Origin of the sequence: Actinoplanes sp. OR16 (assembly GCF_004001265.1) — a bacterium.
Taxonomy (GTDB): Bacteria; Actinomycetota; Actinomycetes; order Mycobacteriales; family Micromonosporaceae; genus Actinoplanes.
The window spans coordinates 6,431,462-6,450,604 of record NZ_AP019371.1 but is presented as its reverse complement, the minus strand read 5'-3'; the positions used below and the strand labels follow the sequence as shown (position 1 = coordinate 6,450,604).

Genomic DNA, 19,143 nt, shown 5'->3' with positions numbered 1-19,143 from the left:
TGGTGACGCTGGCCGGTGAGCTGCCGATCGCCCGTCACGACGCGCAGGAACGGCCCCGTGAAAGCTCAGATCGCCGTTCCGGTGTGCTGGGCGAGGGCGTCGAGCAGGCGGTTCTGGAAGCGCTCGTCGGCGGCGGACGGGTGTGGGACCTGGTCGGCACCCAGCCGGGGTCGACGGCGTTGCTGACTGCGCCGGGGCGGAGGCGGGCGACCGCGAGGGCGAGAGCGGTGACGAAGAGTTTGCTGGTCGAGTACGTCCCGGTGGACCGGCGACCGGTCCAGTCGAGACCGCCGAGGTCGGCCCGCCCGCCGCGATGCATGCCGCTGCTCAGGTAGATCAGGCGTCGCGGGGCCGGGAGGAGGGCGGTCAGGAGGTACGGCGCGACGACGTTGACGGGCAGGATCGCCGGGCCGCTGTAGACGCCGGCGTTGTGGATCACCGCGTCGATCGGGCCCGACTCGCCCACCTGCGACGCCACCGAGCGGGTCTGATCGATGTCGGCCGGGTCGCCGGCCACGGCCGCGGCCCGGCCGAGCCCGTCCGCCGAGCCGGTGATGAGGACGCGTGCCACGGAGGTCATTCCCCCTCGGAGGGATCGATCATCGTCATGCCGGCCGTCGTGGCGCTGTCGAATTCCGGCAGGAGGGTCGCTGCCTCGGCCAGTCCGACCGTACGAGAAATCAGATCTTGTGGTTGTAGTAGTCCGTCGTCGATGAGCTTCATCATCTCCGGGTAGTCGGCCGCCGCCATGCCGTGGCTGCCCAGGACGTCGATCTCCCAGCCGATCACCCTGGCCATCGGTACGCGGGGGTGGCCGTCCACCGGCGGCAGGAGGCCGATCTGCACGTGGCGGCCCCGGCGGCGCAGGCTGAGGATGGCGTCGGCGCAGGTCTGCTCGCTGCCGACGGCGTCGACGGCCACGTGGCTGCCACCGCCGGTCAGCGCGGCGACCGTGCCCGGGATGTCCGCCGAGGTGGTCGGCAGCGTGTGCTCGGCGCCGAGGGCTGCGGCCACCGCGAGCGCCTCCGGGTTGCGGTCCACAGCGATCACCCGGGCGCCCAGGGCCCGGGCGATCATGACGGCGCTCAGGCCGACGCCACCGGCGCCCACCACTGTCACCCACTCGCCGGCGGCCAGGTGGGCACGGCCGGCCAGGGCCCGGTACGCGGTGGCGAAGCGGCAGCCGAGCGCGGCGGCAGCCGCGAACCCGACCCGGGGAGGGATCGCGATGAGGTTCGTGTCCGCGGCGTGCAGGGCGACGTACCGGGCGAATGATCCCCAATGGGTGAAACCGGGCTGCTGCTGATCGGGGCAGACCTGGGCCTGGCCGGTCCGGCACCATTCACAGGCGCCGCAGCCGCACACGAACGGCACCGTCACCCGATCGCCGATCTGCCAGCGCTCGACGCCCGTGCCCACCTCGGCGACGACACCGGCCAGCTCGTGACCGGGCACGTGCGGGAACGTGATGTCGTCGTCGTGGCCGGCCCAGCCGTGCCAGTCGCTGCGGCACAGCCCGGTCGCCCTCACCTCCACGACGACGCCACCGGGCGGGGCCGCCGGCTCGGGAACCTCCTGGATCCGCGGCCGGGCTCGGGCGGAGTCGATCATCATGGCGCGCACGCCTGCATCCTGTCACTCTTCGGCCGCCGGCTGCCGGTCCTGGTCAGCAGCAGGCTCGCCAGCACCGCGCAGGCCACGCTGACGTACAGCAGGATGTCGGTGGCGCCGCCCCGGGCCACCGCGGCCGAGGTCAGCAGGGGGCCGGCGGCGGTACCGGCGGTGAGCGCCAGGTTGGACAGCGCGTTGTAGCGTCCCCGCAGCTCGTCCGGGGCCATCCCGTTGATCAGCGTGGGCAGCGCCCCGGCCAGCAGCAGCTCCCCGAACCCGATCAGGACGGACGCGACGGTGAGCGCCGCCCGGGTGCTCAGCCCGGCACCGAGCACGGTCGGGATGCAGACCGCCCAGCCCAGCGCCCACAGCGCCGCGGTGCCGAGCAGCGCCGTCCGGGCCGGGATCCGCGCGGACAGCCGCAGCGCGACCGGGGAGAACGCGACGACGGCGACGGAGTTCGCGACGCCGGCCCAGCCGAGCGCCGCCGGGTCGTCCGCGGCGAGCGCCATCACCGCGGGGGCGGCGTTGTAGACGCCGTACCCGATCGTCGCGAGCAGCGCCGCGGCGCCGAGGATGCGCAGCAGCCCGCGGTCGCTCAGGGCCCGCCGGTAGCCGCCGTGCTCGCGGTCCTCCGCCACCGGCGCCATCTGCCGGCCGGCCAGCATCGACAGCACGATCGTCACACCGCAGGTGGCCGCCGCGACCGCCCAGAGCAGCGGCAGCAGCGTCCGGCCGGTCGCGGTCTCCGGGCGGGCCTGGGAGAACGCGACACCGCCGAGCGCCGCGCCGAGCGCCATCCCGACGTTGAAGATCACGTACTGGAGGGTGAACACCCGCGACCGCTGCTCCTCCGGCACCAGGATCGCCAGCCGGGTTCCGAGGGCCGGCATCGAGAACGACCAGCCCAGGCCGCCGAGCATCACGCCGGCCACCGCGGAGACGAGACCCGGCCCGTACGCCAGGACCAGCGCGCCGGCGGCGACGAGCGCCAGCCCGCAGGTCATGACGAACCGGCCGCCGCGCCGGTCGATCAGCGGCCCGGCCAGGGCGTTGCCGGCCAGGGTGGTGACCGGTCCGAGCGCCCAGATCCCGGTGGCGAACGCCAGGGACAGGCCGCGGACGTCGTGCAGGAGAACGACGGCGTACGGCTGGGTGAGGCCGACGCCGAAGGCGGTGATCAGCTCTCCGGCCAGCAGGAGCCTCGTACGAAAGAAAGTCACGCATGACGATCTTAAGGGTTTAAGCTGCATCATGGCTGTCGATCTGGATGCCGATGTTCAGGGCAACGTCCTACGGCCTTTCGAGGGCTCCCACCAGGCATTCCTCGTCCTCACGTTCGGCAGCAGGCGGGCCGGGGCCCGGACCTGGCTGTCCGGGGTGGCCGATCGGATCGACAAGGAGCCCGGCCTGCTGAGCGTCAGCCTCACCGCTACCGGGCTGGTCACGCTGCGGCCCGGAACCGCCGACCACCTGGTGATCTTCGAGGCGTTCTGGAAGGGACCGCTCGGCAACCGGTTCGACGACGACGGCCGGATCACCAGCACAGCCGCCCTGCTCGGCGACGTCGGCCCGGGCGATCCGATGTCGTGGGTGGTCGGTGGCCCCCGGCGACCACCGGTGGACGCGCTGCTCACCGTGGCGGCCGACGACCTCGAGGAGCTCCGCGACCGGGTGGCGCAGGAGGAACGCGCGGTCGCCGAGGCGGGCCTGCGGGTGGCCTTCACGCAGTACGGCGCGGTGATCCGGAACGCGGACGGCAAGCCGATCGAGCACTTCGGTTTCGTCGAGGGCATCGCGAACCCGGTGGACATCGCGACCGGCGAGTTCGTACTCGGCCTGACCGGCGAGCGCCGCCCGCTGAACCTGCCGCCGCGGCCCACCCCGGCGGCGTGGATGCACGGTGGCTCGTTCCACGTGTTCCGCCGCCTCCGCCAGGACGTCCAGGGCTGGTGGGACAAGATGGCGGAGCTCAGCGACGACGCCACCCCGCCCGAGGAGGTCGCCGCCCGCGCGATCGGCCGCCGGCTCGACGGGACCCCGCTGGCCGGAGGCGACGGCGACGACTTCACCTTCCGCGGCGACGAGGACGGCGCACGCACCCCGCTCTACGCCCACATCCGCAAGATGAATCCCCGCCGCAACGAGATCTTCCGGGATCGCAGTCGCCGGATCTTACGGCGAGGCATTCCGTACGGCCGGAGCCCCGACCCGGACGCGCCCGACGGCGACGACCGGGGCATGCTGTTCAACGCCTACATGGCCAGCATCGAGGACCAGTTCGAGTTCCTGCAGCGGTGCTGGGCCAACGATCCGGGATTCCCGTCGAGCACCGTGGCGAAATTCGATCGCCGCACCGATCCGGGCTTCGACGGCATGGACCCGGTGATCGGCCACAGCCCGGAGTCGGCGCGACGCCGCCACGGCGACGCCGTCCGGGGCGTGCCCGCGCTGGCATTCGGCGGATTCGTCACCACGACCGGTTCGATCTACGCCTTCGCACCGTCCCGCCCGGCCCTGCGCCACCTGGCCGGTGACCACCGAGAATAGGAGAGAGAAATGAGTCAGCCCGTCAGTGACGCCGTCTTCGAACTGCACGGCGCCTGCGTCCATTCGCTGCGATTCTCGTTCGCCGCGCCGGTGGACTACCCCTATGCCCCCGCCGAGGTCGCCGCCGACGACCCGCCGCCGGCCCTGTTCCGCCGGATCCAGGCCGTCTCCCCGCCGCCCACCCGGGGCGGCGCACCCTGGCAGACCGGCATGACCCTGGACGGCCGGCAGTTCGACCCGCGCGGACCGCTCGACCGCCTCGCCGACGTCACCACCGACGAGGGCAGTGCCGGCCTGGACGTTCCCGACCCGGAGACCGCGATCCTCGACTGGATGTTCGACGTCCCCCGCGACCCGCACACGATGGCCATCCCCGGCGCGGACGAGGGCCGCTACCTGCTCTCCGTCCCCTACTGGAACCCGCGCACCGACCAGACCGCCGACTATTTCGCCACCCACCGCATCGACTGGGCGACACCGCCGCAGGACGACTGGGTGGCGGTCAGCTTCGACGGCTTCTACCCGAAGGACCGCGACAGCGCCGACATCCTCATCCCGCTGGGCGCCTGCGACGAGAATTGCCGTTAGGAGATCAACATGAGTCAGCCTCTGAGTGACGCCGTCTTCGAACTGCACGGCGCCTGCGTCCATTCGCTGCGATTCTCGTTCGCCGGGCCCGTCGATTATCCCTACGCTCCCGCCGAGGTCGCCGCCGACGACCCGCCGCCGGCCCTGTTCCGCCGGATCCAGGCCGTCTCCCCTCCACCCACCCGGGGCGGCGCACCCTGGCAGAACGGCATGACCCTCGACGGCCGGCCCTTCGACCCGTCGGGATCCCTCGATCGCCTGGCCGACGTCGAGCACGCCGAAGGCGCCGCCGGCCTGGACGTTCCCGAGCCGGAGACCGCGATCCTGGACTGGATGTTCGACGTCCCCCGCAACCCGCACACGGTCTCCATGCCCGGCGCGGACGAGGGCCGCTACCTGCTCTCCGTCCCCTATTGGAACCCGCGCACCGACCAGTCCGTCGACTATTTCGCGACCCACCGCGTCGACTGGGCGACACCGCCGCAGGACGACTGGGTGGCGGTCAGCTTCGACGGCTTCTACCCGAAGGACCGGGACAGCGCCGATGTGCTGATCCCGCTCGGTTCCTGCGACGCACAATGCCCGCACGATTCGTGAATCGTCACCTCGGCATCGAAGACACGGCGGCCCGGGAGATGACGAGCCACCGAGACTGAAACGACAATGACGGGCGGGTGGCGGAAACGCGGACCTGCTGTTTCCGCCATGCCGGGCCACCGATCCGCCGTCGATGAGGAACAGCGATTCCTCGACTCGCCGCCCCTGCGCTGGGACGGCGACTTCCATGTCATCCCGGCGGCCACCGTCTCGTCGGCGGTGGAACGGGCTCTGCGTCGCGTTGACCCGCTGCACCCGGGAGCTGGGTCAGATCAGCTTGGTGAGGTCGGGGGCGTAGACCGTCATCCAGTGCGGCAGCAGGCGGTAGTAGACGACCTCGTTCTCCCAGTCGAAGGCGTCGTGGCCGTAGAAGTCCCGGAGGTAGGCCAGCAGCTCCGGCCAGCCCTCGCTCCCCGGCTCGACGACCGCCGCGGTCCCGTGCACGAACACGCCCAGGTCGTCACCGCGCAGGTGGGCGACGCTGGCCGCCGGCCGGGCCGCCAGGTGACGGGCCTTCGCCGCGGTCCGGGCCGTCCCGAAATACCACTCGGCGTGCAGGAAGTGCCCGTCGACGGCGCTGATGCGGGGCTCACCCTTGGCGGTCACGGTGGACAGCGCGAGCGTGCACATGCCGGTCAGGACGCTCGCCAGCTGGGCGGCGGTGATGGTCCGGTCCGAGTAGACCGACCGCAGGTGGGCGGTGGAGCCGGCCAGCGAGGCGTCCAGCAGCGCTTGAAGCCCGGCGATCTCCTCAGGTGTCTCCCGCATCGAGCCAGCCTAGCGTCGGCCTTTCGGGTGGTGTCCAGGAAGGACACCGGATCGGTACGTTCGCCTCTCCGGGTATTCGAGGCGCCGGGAGGTCGACGCGTTGCCGCCACTCGCCCTCACGCCCAGCCCGTCACCGGCTGCCGACCCCGGCGGGTCAGCCAACCAGTTCGACATCTTCCGCCGCCTCGTGGAGCGGCTCCCGTTCGACGTCGACTGGAGCGAGGACGCGTTCGCCGTCATCGTCCTGCTGGCGACCCTCAGTGGTTTCCTGACGCTCGCGGGGTGGCTGGTGAAGGGAACCCTCCGGCTGATCCGCGCGGCCCGCCTGCGAGCGCGGCGGCGCGGTGTGGACACCCGCGAGGCCGAGTGGTGGCAGCGCTTCGCGGACCACGTCGAGAGCAGCCTGCGCCGCATCGACGAGAAGGAGGAGTGGCGCGACGACCGGTTCGCCCGGCTGGAGGCCGAGGTCGAAGTCGAAGGCAGAGCGGGCCGCCGGGACACCCTGCGCCGCGTGCCGTCGCTGACCGCCGCGATCGAGAGCTCCGAGGAGCGCCTGGTCGTCCTGGAAGGCGAACCCGGTTCCGGCAAGAGCATCGCCCTGCGTGTCGCCGCGAAGAACATGGCCCGGCGGGCGATGGCCACCCCGGAGGCGTTCCACCGGATCCCGCTCTACGTCAACCTCAAGGAGTTCCGGCCCGAGCGGCCCGTCGACGCCGCTCAGCTTCACGAATTCGTACTGGAGTGCGTCAACCGCGCCAACGACCGCGGCATCGAGCGCTTCCTCGACGACGAGTTCGACACCGCCCGGATGCGGGGCCGCTGGTATTTCCTCTTCGACTCCTTCGACGAGATCCCGGAGATCCTCGGCGCCACCGAGAACGATCCGATCGTCGAGCGGTACGCCGACGCCATCCACCAGTTCCTGCACGGGGTGAACCGCAGCCCCGGCATCGTCGCGTCCCGCGACTTCAAGGGACCACGGCGGTACGGCTGGCCCCGCTTCACCGTGCTCCGCCTGACGCAGGACCAGCGTCGCGAGCTGGTCGACCGGGCCGACCTGGACCGTGAGGCCCGCCGCGTCGTGCTGACCGGTCTCACCTCCGCCGACGCCGCCGTCGCCACCCTGGCGGAGAATCCGATGCTGCTCGGCCTGCTGTGTGAGCACGTCCGCCGGACCGGCGCGTTCCCCGGCTCGTCGCACGCGGTCTTCGAGACGTTCGTGGACACCCGGCTCCGGCAGGACGCCGACCGCCTGCTCCAGCGCTTCGCCGTCACTCCCGCGGAGCTGCGCGCCACCGCCCAGGCCGTGGCCTTCCGGATGACCGCCGACGAGGGCATCGGCCTGAGCCCCGCCCGCACGGCTCTGGGCGCATCCCACGCCCACCTGGACGCCCTCGAATACGTACGCCTGGCCCGCACACCCGACGACGTCCCCGCCGGAGACCGGCACTTCACCTTCGCCCACCGCCGCTTCCAGGAGTACTTCGCCACCTGCGCGGTCCTCACCGGCGAGGCCTTGGTGCCGCCCGCGACCCTGCTGCACAACGGCCGATGGCGGGAGACAGCCGTCGCGATGCTTCAGACCCAGCCGGACGACGCGGTGGCCGATCTGATCGCCGAGGCCTCCCGCACGCTCATCGACGGCGTCCGGAGGATGCCCATCTACGGCATCCCGGATCAGGACGACGACGAGCCTTTCGATCCCGGTGCGCCGTTCCCGTGGCCGCCGGGCAGCCTGCACCTCATCCACGTGCTGACGGCCGGCCTGTCCGCGCGTCCCGGCAGCGTCCCGGGCGACCTGCGGGGGGCGATCTCATCCCTGGTCGCCGACGCCTGGGCCGACGGTCTGCGCCACGACCGCAAGTGGGCCGTCGAAGCCACTCCCCTCGCCCGGGACGAGACCGCGGGCGAGGTGCTGCGGAAGTCCCTGGAGACGAGCAGTGACCTGCTCCGGCAGACCGCCTATCTCCAGCTCGCCAGGCGTCCGCAGCTGTCAGCGAGCCTCGCCGGAGTGTTCGGCCAGATGCTCGCGTCGACGGCGCTGACCGGCCGGCTGGTCTGGGACCGGCAGACGATCCGGGCACAGCTCTCCCGTCTCACCGATCCCGCCCCGGCCCTCGCCGCCGCGCGGCTGCTGCGGTGGGCGCCGCTCGTCGACACCGCGATCGTCATCCCCCTCGCCTTCGTGCTGCTGATCCTGATCGGACCGGCCTCGTGGTCCGCGTGGCCGTTCGTCGTGGTCGGATGTGCGTCGGTCGGCCTCTGCTATGCGGCCGTCGGCGTCGTCGGCCGCGTCGGCGCCACCGACAGCGGCTCCGTTCGCTGGTCCACCCGTGTCGCGCTCTTCACCGTCGTCAGGCTGGTCATCGTCGCCGCCGTCCTTCCCGGCATGCTGCCCGGCGGACTGCCCGGCTGGCCGGCGATGCTGGTGCTGGGCGGTTATCTGGTCACCTGGCCGGCCAGTGCGGTCCTCGCTGTCGTGGCAGGCGACCCGGTTCCGCCACGGCGATGGGCGCTGCTGCCGGTGGACGTGATCCGATCCGGATTCCGCGCGCTCGGCGAGGGCCGGTCGGGTCGGGGCCTTCCCACCGACCACTTCGACAGCGTCCTGGCCTCCGCCTTCACGATCTTCCTGTTCCTCTGCTTCGTCCCCGCGGGCAAGGTGTTCGATCACATCCCTCCGATCGCGATACCGGGTACCGACCTCGACCTGTTCGCCGTGATCCTGGGTCCCCTCACCTTCGGCTACCTGATCTATCTGCTCTACGGCGTCGGCATCTCCCGGGTGAACGCCTCGGTCGACCGCCGCAAGCTGCGCGATCTGCCCCGCGACCGCCCGCTGGACGCCGCGGAGGTCGACGCCGCGATCGACGCCATGCGCAGCGACGACGGGGTGCGCGGCCTCGTCGCGGCGATCCGGCGCCGGGACGTCGGGGTCACCGCTGCCGGCCTCTGGCGGCTGATCGACGCGGCGGCCGAGACCGAACGCGGGCAGCGAGTCCGCTCCGAAACCCGGCAGTGGCTCTCCCGCCGGCGCGGCACCGACCCCTTCGACGGGCAGGTCCTGGACCAGATCGCCGCCCTTGCCGAGGACCGCGCCGAGGAGCTGCAGAACCGGCCCGCGCGCTGATCCCGTCATCCATCAAGGGCTATTGACGTGATCAATAGCAGATATTACCGTGACGTGACAGCCATGTTATAACGTTTCACAATCACCACCTGTCGGATTCCCGCTGTTTATCAGCCATAGGCGAAGCGCTTCGATTCGTCAAGGGAACTGATTTCTTTAGCGCGCCTTGAAACGATTTTCACCGGAGCCGCCGTGCTCACCGCCACCCTGGAGAGAACTCGATGAAGCGTCGTACCGTCCTCGCCATCGGCGCGGCCGCCGCCCTGCCCTGGCCGTCCGCCCCCGCTTTCGCTCACGGCGCCGAGCCGCTGCCGAGCACCGGCGCGAAGTTCCGCTGGTGGTGGCCGCACGGCCTGGTCGACCCGGCCGAGATCGCCCGCGAGGTGGACCAGGTGGCCGACGCCGGGTTCGCCGGCCTGGAGATCCAGGACGTGCACCACAGCGTCCGCGTCGACCTGGACGCCGCCGGCCACGGCTGGGGCACGCAGCCGTGGCGGGACGCCGTCGAGACGGCCCTGCGCCAGGCTCGCAGGAGAGGCATCACCATCGACCTCGCGGTGGGCCCGAGCTGGCCCGCGGCGGTCCCCGGCATCACCCCGGACGATCAGGCGGCGGCCAAGGAACTGGTTCACACCGTCACGCCGTTCACCGGCAGCGTGACAGCGCCTTCCGATGCCGGCACTTACCCTGCGCAGGTCGCCCGGATCGTCACCGGCACCACACTCGACCCCGCATCGGTCCGCACCCTGAGCCCCGGCGAGACGGTCACCGTCGCCGAGGGGAACTGGCTGCTCTTCACGTACACGGTCCGCGGCTCCGGGCAGGAACCCGAGGGCGGCCCGCACACCGACCCGGACTCCTACGTCGTCGACCACTTCAGCAAGGCCGGCACGCGGGCCGTCATCGACGCGTGGAACGAGCTGATCCTCACCAGGTCCATCCGCAAGCTGCTGCGCGACGCCGGCGGCGACCTCTTCGAGGACTCCCTCGAACTGGAGAGCGACTGGACGATCTGGACGCCGGGCCTGGACGCCGAGTTCGCGAAGCGCACCGGGACCGACCTGCTGCCCCTGCTGCCGATCCTGATCAACCCGAAGGGCAAGTACCTCTACTCCTACGCGAGCGACGACACGAACCACGCCCGGGACGCCCTCAACCAGGTGCTCTCCGACCTGTACCACGAGAACCACCTGATCCCGCTCCGCGACTTCGCCCACTCGCTCGGACTGAAGCTGCGCGCCCAGCCGTACGGCCTCGCCACCGACGCGATCCGCAGCGCCACGCTGCTCGACGTGGCGGAGAGCGAGTCGCTCGGCTTCAAGAACCTGGACGACTACCGGGTGCTCGCGTCGGCCCGGGACATGGCCGGGAAGAAGGTGCTGTCCTGCGAGGCGGCCGCCTACGCGAACGGCGCCTACTCCACCACCTGGAACAAGGTGCTGCAGACGATGGGCAGCGTCTTCGCGGGCGGGGTCAACCAGGCGGTCCTGCACGGGTTCGCCTACTCCGACGCGCCGGGAGCAGCGTGGCCCGGATTCGCGGCGTTCTCCCCCTACAACGGCAACGGGATCGGGTACGCCGAGGCCTGGGGTCCGCGCCAGCCCACCTGGCGGCACGCCCGGGACATCGCCGGCTGGTTCGCTCGTACCCAGGATGCTCTTCAAAACGGCACCGCCCGTGCTGACCTCGCGTTCTTCCGGCAGAAGGGCTGGACCGCGACCGGCATCGGCGCGCCGTGGGCGACGAACGACGGCATCCCGATCGGCTGGACGCACGGGTTCGTCGACGAGGCCTCGCTCGCCCTGCCGGCCGCCGAGATCCGTGCGGGCCGCCTGGGTCCGCCGCGCTACAAGGCGCTGATCCTCGACGGTGACGCTTTCCGGGGCAAGGACCACACGCTGTCGGTACGGGCGGGCCGGCAGATCCTCGCGCTGGCTCGGAAAGGGCTGCCGACCATCGTGATCGGGAACTGGTCGGACGTCCACCCCGCTGCCCTGCAGCCGATCCTCGCCGACCTGCTGGCGCTCCCGGTCGTGCGGAACGTGACCGACCAGACCGGCATCCCGGCCGCCCTCGAAGAGCTGGGTGTCAAGCGGGACGTCGAGTATCAGCGGTCGACGCTGATGACAGTGCGCCGGGTCGACGGCGACGAGGACCACTACTACCTGGCGAACGCGCGGCACGCCGAGAACCGGAACATCACCGCGATCGACCACGACGTGTGGCTGACGACGGCTTCCCGCTCGTCGGTGCCGGTGGTGGTCAATGCCTGGACCGGTTCACGGCAGGGAATCGCCTTCGAGCGCGACGGTCACCGGGTCCGCGTCAGGGTGGCGTTGCTGCCGGGGCAGTCGTTGCTGCTGGCATTCTCCAAGCGGCGCGCCGAGATCCCGAGCCGGACGTTCACCGACATCTCCGCCCAGCTCACCGACTGGGAACTCGAGGTGGAGGACTGGCAACCCACCGGCGTGACCACGCACGCCGTGACGCTCACCGGCCTGCTCCCGTGGTCGTCGATCCCGGAACTGACCGACGTCTCCGGCATCGGCCGCTACCGCACCACGGTCACCGTACCGGCCGCCACGAAGGCGCTCCTGGAACTCGGCAAGGTCGTCGACACCTGCCGGGTCCGGGTGAACGGCCGCCTGCTGCCGGCCGTCGACGTCCTGCAGCCGGTCGCCGACATCACCCTCAAGCGCGGCGTCAACACGATCGAGGTCGAGGTCGCGACGACGCTGCTCAACCGCCTGCGCACCACCAGCCCGGCCGTCTTCGGCATCGCCGCCCGCCAGCAGTACGGCCTGCTCGGCCCGGTCACCGTCCGGAGCTACCGGTGACACGTCACATCGGCTAGAGACCCAGTGGGGCCGGCCGGTCCGGCGGTCCCACTGTCAGCAGCGCCGTCAACGGTGTGGTCAGGTCGCGGGGTGAGAAGAGGTCAGGACCTCGATGACCGGCGATCTCCGCGAGCGTCCACCACCGGAAACCGGCCAGCCTCTCCGCGGCGAGCTGGTCGTCGGTCAGCTCGCCGCGGGGTTCGAAGTGGCTCGCGCGGACCAGGAAGTAGTCGTTGACGATGCCGTCGAAACCCGGCGCGTGGCCGGCGACGACCTCCTGGCGCCAGACGTGCGGCGGATCGGCGGTGATCGTCAGGCCGGTCTCCTCGCGCAGCTCGCGGCGCAGCGCCGTCAGCCCGTCCTCGCCGGGTTCGATGCCGCCGCCCGGTGCCGCCCAGACGACCGTCGCCTGCGCGGGCACCGCCGGGTGCGGGAACACGAAACGGCAGAGCAGCACGCGATCATCCTCGTCGAGGATGATCGCGCGGACGGAGTGCCGGAGGTTCAGCGTCACGAACGCGGTCAGCGGCGACCGGTGGCCAGCGCGACCAGGAACTGGCCACCACCGGCGTCGACGGACGCGGTCACCGGCAGACCGGGCACCAGCCGGGAGAAACGGTCCACCAGCCAGTCCGCCGCTTCCTGCGCATCCTTCTTGCCCGGGCAGCGGGCGACCAGTTCCCGGCCACCCTTGCGCTCCAGCCGCTCCGCCACGGTGATCAGCGGCGCCGGCTCGATCACGTTCAGCCGGTCCGGCCAGGCGATGACGACCTTGACGGCGCCCTTCCGGCTGTTGCACGCCCGGTGAGCGAGGCGCTCGGCCACCTTGGCCTTCCGGTCCGCCGTCCGGCTGTCCACGCTCGGCCCCCGCGCATCGTTCACCGACATGTCCGCGTCCACCGGCTCGTCGCACACCCAGCAGCGCCAGCCGTCGCGCTCGCCCACTTCATCAAGACTCACTGCCACCCGAGCAACCTACCGCGCGCCCCGCCGTCCACCGCGACGCCCTCACACGACCGCGCCGCCCTCACACGACCGCGCCGCCCTCACACGACCGGGCGTTGCTCGCCGGTCCGCCGGGACCATCCGCGCACCGTCCTCAGACCTCACTCCGCTTCCCAGATCTTGAGCGATTTTCCACCTCAGGATGTGAAGATTCGCCCAAGATCCGGGGCGGGGGCGGGGGCGGGGGCGGGGGCTGGGGCTGGTGGCAGGAGGCCGTGGCAGGAGGCCTGTGGCGCGGTGCCGGCGGCAGAAGGCCAGCAGCACGGCGCCAACAACAAAAGACCAGCAGCACGGTGGCGGCGGCAGAAGACCAGCAACACGGCGCCAACAACAGAAGACCAGCAGCGCGGTGGCGGCGGCAGAAGACCAGCAACACGGCGCTAGCGGCAGAAGACCTACAGCGCGGCGCCAGCGGCAGGAGGCCAGCAGCACGGCGCCAGCAGCAGAAGGCCAGCAGCAGCACGGCGCCAGCAGCAGGAGGCCTGCAGCGCGGTGCCGGCGGGCTCACGGTCACGAACGGTGACGCCGGATCTTGGAGGATGGCGGCTTGGTGGAAGATCGTGGGTGCTCTGGGCCCCACCACACTCCACGAATCGGCCCGAGGCCCCGGCCGGCGCATCCGAGGAGTGACCATTCGGCGCAGGAGAACACCTTCTCCGCCGCTGAGCCGGCACCTCGCGCACGCCGGGGCAACGGCCGGCGGCCGCGGCGGGCCTCACCGCGGAGGCAGGCTGACCGTGGTGGTGACCCGGACCAGGGCCGGGAACGGTGGTGTGGAGCCGAATCCGAAGCGCACCGGTGGGTCGACGCCGGTCAGCCGCCCGAGATCCCGGCCGTCGAGGACGGCCGTGGCGCTGGTGATCCGGTGCAGGTCCTGGGCGGCGTACCACTCGCGGCGGCCGTTGCCGGCGCTGCCGTAGGTGCGGACGCCGCGCAGCAGCCGCGCCGGGGTGTCGATGAGACGGACCCACGGACGCCAGCGGGCCAGGACCGGTGGCACCACGCGCAGAACACTGCCGAGCGCTCCCCGGCCGCCGGTGGTGAAGCGGAGGGTGAGCGGGCCGGCGTCCACGGCCCACTGCGTCCCGGACCGGCGTACGGCGACCGGGACCGTGGAGACGTCGTCGAAGGAATAGGTGTCGGCGATGAACCGGCCGAGTTCCGCGGTCGGCGCCAGGAGCACACGGTGACCGTCCGGATGCTCGATCATCACGTCGCTGACCGGCCCGTACGGCGAGACCGGCCAGTGGCCCAGCACGAGTCTGGTGCCACTGGCCGTCCCCACACCGGCGATCCAGCCGTCGAAGCGCATGTCAGCCGCGGCGCGGCAGCTTCCAGTTCGGCCGCGGGAAGTGGCAGGTGTAGCCGTTCGGGATGCGCTCCAGGTAGTCCTGGTGCTCCGGCTCCGCCTCCCAGAACGGGCCGGCCGCCGTCACCTCGGTGACGACCTTGCCCGGCCACAGCCCGGACGCCTCGACGTCGGCGATGGTGTCCTCGGCGACCTTCTTCTGCTCGTCCGACTCGAAGAAGATCGCGGACCGGTAGCTGTCGCCGATGTCGTTGCCCTGCCGGTTCACCGTCGTCGGGTCGTGGATCTGGAAGAAGAACTCCAGCAGATCACGGTACGACGTGGCGGCCGGGTCGAACACGATCTCGATGGCCTCGGCGTGCCCGCCGTGGTTGCGGTAGGTGGCGTTGTCCACGTGGCCGCCGGTGTAGCCGACCCGCGTGGTGACGACCCCGGGACGCTTGCGGATCAGGTCCTGCATGCCCCAGAAACAGCCGCCGGCGAGGATCGCCTTCTCCGTGCTCATGTGCGCACCTCATTCGTCGTAGTGGGCTCCATCGTCCCGCACTGGCGAAACGCTGGAGACCGCCGGATAATGCCCGCTGTCCCCGGCAGGCGCACTGTCACCTCGATCACCAGGTTTCACGGCGGGGTCAGAAGGTAGTCGTCCGCGTCCGGGCTCCACTCCAGGCGGATCACGCCGGCCGTGGCCGCGGCCTTGGCGAACTGGAGGAAACTGCGGTAGCCCAGTTTCTTCTCGCTGAAGTCACCGGCGACCTTGCGGACCTGGTTCTTCAGGCCGGACAGAGCGACCGGGCCCGCGCCGGCCAGGTCGGTCACCACGGCCCGGAGCAGGCCGAACGCCGCCTCCCGGTCGCCGTGCTCGGGCAGTGACACCTCCGGGTCGCCCTTGCCGGCGAGTTCGATGACGCCGGTGCCGGCCAGGTGGCGCAGCAGCTCACCGAAGGCGCGGAAGCCGTAGTCGGCCTCGTTGAACGTCGGGTCCTTGCGCAGCAGCGTGCGCTTGAGCGTGGACGCGGTGACCGTGCCGCTGCCGCTGCGCTGGAGACCGGAGACGGTCTGCGCGACGAGAGCGGTGAGGCTTTCGGCGTCCCGGGCGGGCGTTTCGAGATCGGGAGAAGGAGGAGCGGCGGGAGCGGGCGACACCGGCGCGGGCGCGGGCCGGGAACGCTTCGACCGGGACGGCGGGATCTCCACCCCGTCCAGGTGGTCGTAGAAGAGGAACTCGTCGCAGGCCGGGGGCAGCAGCGCCGACGTGCTGCGTTCCACCCCGACGCCGATCACGCGCTTGTTGAGGGCCCGCAGTTTGTCGACGAGCGGGGTGAAGTCGCTGTCGCCGGTGCAGAGGACGAACGTCGAGATGTACTGCCGCTCGAACGCCAGCTCCAGCGCGTCGACGGTCATCTTGATGTCGGCGGCGTTCTTGCGGGAGGTGCCCATCCGCTGCGGGATGTCGATCAGCTCGACGTGCGAGCGGGTGAGCATCCGGCGGTCCTCGTCGAAATAGGACCAGTCGGCGTACGCCCGACGCACCACCACCCGGCCGCGCTCGGCGAGAGCGTCAGCGACCGGCCGCAGGTCGAAGACCATGCCGCCGAGGTGTTCACGTGCTCCGATGGCCAGGTTCTCGTAGTCGAGGAACAGGGCGATCCGCTCTTCTTGATCCACGCTGCTCAGCGTACCCACGGCGGAGGATGAGCAACCCGGTCGTGGCCGCGACCACCTGCATCCCGGCGATCACGGCGAGCAGCAGCCCCGACCCGGCTCCGGACAGCAGGCCGCCCACCGCGGCGCCGGCCGCCGCCGAGGTGACCTTGATACCGGCGCCGAGAGTGAAGACCTGGGTGCGGGTCTCCTCCGGCGACTCGCGGTCGCGGACCGAGAAGAGCGCCACGGTGACCGGGCCCATCAGCAGCCCGGCCACCGCCGTCAGCGGCCAGGCCGCCGGGAGGAAGGCGGGGATCAGGAACGGTACGGCCATCGCCGCCGTGCAGATCAGCAGGGTGTGTTCCGGGTGCCGGTGGACGAGCCGGATGCGGGTGGTGAGCAGGGACCCGATCAGGCCGCCGACCGCCGTGACCGCCATGATCAGGCCGGTCAGGGGCGGGTCGTGCCGGGCCGTGGCGATCGCGGCGGCCGCGAGCGGGAGCGCGCCGAAGCCGAATTGGCTGATGCCGGTCGCGGCGGTGACGGCGCCGAGCCGTGGCCTGCGGACGATCACGGCGAAGGCGGACGGTCGCCGCACGGCGCGGGTCCCTCGTACCGGGGATGGGGTGGATCGCAGCGGAAGGGTGGCGAAGGCCGCCGCGCCCACCAGGGCGAAACCACCGAGGGCGACCAGTGACCAGGCCGCGCCGGCGAAGCCCGCGACCAGCGCGGCGAGTGCGGGACCGGCGATGCCGGCGACCGAGTAGGTGGTGGCGTCGAACCCGAACGAGCGGCCCAGGTTCGCCGGCGTCAGCTCGCGGAGCAGGCTGCTCAGACCACCGAAGAGCAGCGGCGCGAGACAGCCGCCGGTGAACAGCAGCAGCGCGGCGGCCCAGGTGGCGGCGCCGATCAGCAGTGCGGAACCGGTCAGGGCGGCGGCGTAGGCGACGAAGGCGGCCAGGTAGAGGGGCTTGCGGCGGCGGGCCCGGTCGGCGGCGGCGCCGGCCAGCGGTGCGGCTGCCACGTGCGGGACCATCAGCGCCGCGACGAGCAGGCCGCCCACCGTGGCGCTCCCGGTCTGGTCGAGCGCGAGCAGCACGATCGAGACGCGGGCACCCTCGTCGGCGAGCCGGGCCCCGGTCGCGGCGGCGAGGTAGCGCGGCAGGACCGGGATCACGGCGACAGGTCCTCCACCATGCTGAACGGGGCCCGGAGCAGGCCCGCCGGCGTCGTCACCTCGTAGCGCGTGCGCCCGCGCTTGACGATCGTCCCGGCCAGGCCGTGGTACCGCCCGCCCCCGATGAGCCGGACCCGCGCGCCGACCGGCAGGAGGACCACCGCGGCCGACGAGATCCTGCGCAGCTCGGCGACGTAGGACGGGTGCATCGCCACGGGCTCGCCGTCGTGCGTCCAGTCGAAGACGGCGGCGGCGTCGAACCGCGGCGAGCAGTCGAGGCACGACCGGACCCGGGTGGGCCGCCGGTGCGCGGTGGTCCGGTGACCGGCCGGGCAGACGCCCACCCACCGGCCGTCGACGCGCGGCGCCTCCCGCGGCACGCAGCGGGTTCCGGAGCAGCCGATCCGCACGGCGATCCGCCGCCAGACCCGGTCGTGCCCGTGCGACGGACCGGCGAGGGCGTGGGCGATCTCGTGCAGCACGGTGTCGGTGACCTGCGCGGCGCTGTACAGCTCGGTGAGCGGCCGGGACAATCCGATCAGCTTGCGGCCGTGGTGGCACACCCCGGCCCGGGTCTTCGCGTCGTCGAAGGCGAACCGCCAGCCGGTGAGCCCGTGCCGGGCCATCAGTCCGGTGGCGAGTTCACGGGCTTCGGTCAGCTGCACCGTGCCAGGTTACGCACGAGGCATGACCAACCCCGGGATTGGGGAAGGGAGCTGTGATGTCCGCGTCGATGGAAGCCGTTCGCCGGCTCATGGATCTGCGGCACCGTGGCCGGGCCGAGGACCTGCCGCAGGTGCTGGCCGTCGCCGCGCCCCTGCTGGACGCGGAGTCGGCGATCGTGCTGCTGGTCGATTACGGTCAGCTGGCCCTGCACCCTCTCCGTGGCGGCACCGGCGTGCCGCTCGACGTGGAGGGCACCGAGGCCGGGCTGGCGTTCACGACGGCGCAGCCGAGGTGGGCCGACGGCCGGCTGTGGTTGCCGTTGCTGCACGGCGCCGAGCGCCTGGGAGTGCTCCAGATCGAACGGAAGAACCAGGAGATAGGCGATCTCGAGATCATCGCCGCCCTGGTGGCCGAACTCATCGCGAGCCGCCGCTTCTACGGCGACGCCGTCGAGCACACCCGCCGCCGGATGCCGATGCAACTGGCCGCCGAGATCGTCTGGAACCAGCTGCCGCCGCTCACCTTCGCCGTCGACGGCACCATGGTCACCGCGGTCCTGGAGCCGTGTTACGAGGTCGGCGGCGACGCGTTCGACTACGCGGCGAACGGCGACACCCTGCACGTGGCCCTCTTCGACACGGTCGGCCACGGGATGAGCGCCAGCGCGCTGACCACACTGACGCTGAACACGTACCGCAACGCCCGCCGCTCCGGCCTCTCCCTGCTCGACACGTGCCGGTCGATCGACAAGTGGATCCGCGCGCAGTACCCGGGCGCGTTCGTGACCGCGTTGCTGGCCGAACTGGACATGGCGACCGGGCTGTACCGCCGGATCAGCGCCGGTCACCCCGCCGAGCTCTTCCTCCGCGACGGCCGGGCCCTGCCGCCGCTCCCCACACCGAACGGCCTCCCGCTCGGCCTCGGCCACATGCTGCCCCGCCCGCCGCGGGTGATCGAGGAGCAGTTGCGGCCGGGCGACACGCTGGTCCTCTACACCGACGGCATCACCGAGGCCCGCGACGCCGCGGGCACTCTGTTCGGCGTGGACCGTCTCGGCGATTTCCTGCTCCGCGACCTCGGCGCCGGCATCCCCGCCCCGGAGATCATGCGCCGGCTGGTCCAGGCCATCGTCTCCTACGAGGAGGGCGAACTCCGCGACGACGCCACCGCGGCCATGCTCCAATGGCGGCGGCATTAGACCATTCCCGGTACGCCGGCGGCATCCGCGAATTTATTTGCCACCCGCCAACTACTTCGC

At 71.7% G+C, this 19,143-nt stretch carries 17 protein-coding genes; 6 read left to right on the top strand and 11 right to left on the bottom strand.

The features are described from left to right. Nucleotides 1–34: 34 nt before the first annotated feature. The 3 genes from EP757_RS29460 to EP757_RS29450 are packed head-to-tail and all read right to left on the bottom strand — an operon-like array spanning nucleotide 35 to nucleotide 2,834. Nucleotides 35–571, bottom strand: coding sequence for a hypothetical protein (locus EP757_RS29460; RefSeq protein ID WP_127551490.1), 537 nt, complete (start codon nucleotides 569–571; stop codon nucleotides 35–37). Between the two features lie 5 nt (nucleotides 572–576). Beyond that, on the bottom strand, nucleotides 577–1,614 hold the full coding sequence (locus tag EP757_RS29455; RefSeq protein ID WP_197725602.1) for an alcohol dehydrogenase catalytic domain-containing protein: 1,038 nt from the start codon (nucleotides 1,612–1,614) through the stop codon (nucleotides 577–579). After that, nucleotides 1,611–2,834, bottom strand: coding sequence for an MFS transporter (locus tag EP757_RS29450; RefSeq protein ID WP_160165915.1), 1,224 nt, complete (start codon nucleotides 2,832–2,834; stop codon nucleotides 1,611–1,613). Before EP757_RS29450 ends, EP757_RS29455 begins: the two co-directional genes overlap by 4 nt. 31 nt (nucleotides 2,835–2,865) lie before the next feature. On the opposite strand from EP757_RS29450, the gene EP757_RS29445 reads away from it, so the two are divergent. From EP757_RS29445 to EP757_RS29435, 3 genes are read left to right on the top strand one after another with little or no spacing between them, the layout of a single operon-like run. Then, nucleotides 2,866–4,161, top strand: coding sequence for a Dyp-type peroxidase (locus EP757_RS29445; protein WP_127551485.1), 1,296 nt, complete (start codon nucleotides 2,866–2,868; stop codon nucleotides 4,159–4,161). A gap of 9 nt (nucleotides 4,162–4,170) precedes the next feature. Continuing rightward, complete coding sequence (locus tag EP757_RS29440) at nucleotides 4,171–4,749, top strand: hypothetical protein (RefSeq protein ID WP_127551483.1); 579 nt, start codon at nucleotides 4,171–4,173, stop codon at nucleotides 4,747–4,749. A gap of 9 nt (nucleotides 4,750–4,758) precedes the next feature. Further along, nucleotides 4,759–5,346: a hypothetical protein gene (locus tag EP757_RS29435; RefSeq protein WP_127551481.1), complete on the top strand. Its 588-nt coding sequence runs from the start codon at nucleotides 4,759–4,761 to the stop codon at nucleotides 5,344–5,346. Between the two features lie 267 nt (nucleotides 5,347–5,613). Here the strand turns inward: EP757_RS29435 and EP757_RS29430 are convergent, their stop codons facing one another. Beyond that, nucleotides 5,614–6,114, bottom strand: coding sequence for a pyridoxamine 5'-phosphate oxidase family protein (locus tag EP757_RS29430; RefSeq protein ID WP_127551479.1), 501 nt, complete (start codon nucleotides 6,112–6,114; stop codon nucleotides 5,614–5,616). A gap of 100 nt (nucleotides 6,115–6,214) precedes the next feature. On the opposite strand from EP757_RS29430, the gene EP757_RS29425 reads away from it, so the two are divergent. Together EP757_RS29425 and EP757_RS29420 are read left to right on the top strand one after the other, a co-directional pair. After that, entirely contained in the window at nucleotides 6,215–9,244 is a 3,030-nt protein-coding gene (locus EP757_RS29425) for an NACHT domain-containing NTPase (protein WP_127551477.1), read from the top strand. Nucleotides 9,245–9,465: 221 nt separating this feature from the next. Continuing rightward, the gene (locus EP757_RS29420) at nucleotides 9,466–12,081 is read left to right on the top strand and encodes a glycosyl hydrolase (RefSeq protein ID WP_127551475.1); all 2,616 of its coding nucleotides are present in this window, start codon (nucleotides 9,466–9,468) and stop codon (nucleotides 12,079–12,081) included. A gap of 13 nt (nucleotides 12,082–12,094) precedes the next feature. Here EP757_RS29420 and EP757_RS29415 read toward each other — a convergent pair whose 3' ends face one another. The 7 genes from EP757_RS29415 to EP757_RS29385 form a co-directional block, all read right to left on the bottom strand. Next, nucleotides 12,095–12,595: an NUDIX hydrolase gene (locus EP757_RS29415; protein WP_127551473.1), complete on the bottom strand. Its 501-nt coding sequence runs from the start codon at nucleotides 12,593–12,595 to the stop codon at nucleotides 12,095–12,097. An 8-nt stretch (nucleotides 12,596–12,603) separates the two neighbouring features. Beyond that, the gene (locus EP757_RS29410) at nucleotides 12,604–13,047 is read right to left on the bottom strand and encodes a hypothetical protein (protein WP_232050064.1); all 444 of its coding nucleotides are present in this window, start codon (nucleotides 13,045–13,047) and stop codon (nucleotides 12,604–12,606) included. Nucleotides 13,048–13,801: 754 nt separating this feature from the next. Continuing rightward, complete coding sequence (locus EP757_RS29405; RefSeq protein ID WP_127551471.1) at nucleotides 13,802–14,398, bottom strand: hypothetical protein; 597 nt, start codon at nucleotides 14,396–14,398, stop codon at nucleotides 13,802–13,804. A 1-nt stretch (nucleotide 14,399) separates the two neighbouring features. Further along, a complete protein-coding gene (msrA, locus tag EP757_RS29400; protein ID WP_127551469.1) occupies nucleotides 14,400–14,900 on the bottom strand; it encodes a peptide-methionine (S)-S-oxide reductase MsrA in 501 nt (166 codons plus the stop codon). A 116-nt stretch (nucleotides 14,901–15,016) separates the two neighbouring features. Beyond that, a complete protein-coding gene (locus tag EP757_RS29395; protein ID WP_127551467.1) occupies nucleotides 15,017–16,063 on the bottom strand; it encodes an NYN domain-containing protein in 1,047 nt (348 codons plus the stop codon). Continuing rightward, nucleotides 15,999–17,219, bottom strand: a complete 1,221-nt coding sequence (locus tag EP757_RS29390) for an MFS transporter (protein ID WP_127551466.1) — start codon at nucleotides 17,217–17,219, stop codon at nucleotides 15,999–16,001. Before EP757_RS29390 ends, EP757_RS29395 begins: the two co-directional genes overlap by 65 nt. Continuing rightward, on the bottom strand, nucleotides 17,216–17,884 hold the full coding sequence (locus EP757_RS29385) for a SprT-like domain-containing protein (protein ID WP_127551464.1): 669 nt from the start codon (nucleotides 17,882–17,884) through the stop codon (nucleotides 17,216–17,218). The genes EP757_RS29390 and EP757_RS29385 overlap by 4 nt, the downstream gene beginning before the upstream one ends. A gap of 56 nt (nucleotides 17,885–17,940) precedes the next feature. Here EP757_RS29385 and EP757_RS29380 point away from each other — a divergent pair, with 56 nt between their 5' ends. Then, nucleotides 17,941–19,083 carry a PP2C family protein-serine/threonine phosphatase gene (locus EP757_RS29380; protein ID WP_127551462.1) on the top strand — a complete coding sequence of 381 codons (1,143 nt, stop codon included), beginning with the start codon at nucleotides 17,941–17,943 and terminating at the stop codon, nucleotides 19,081–19,083. Nucleotides 19,084–19,143: the final 60 nt, after the last annotated feature.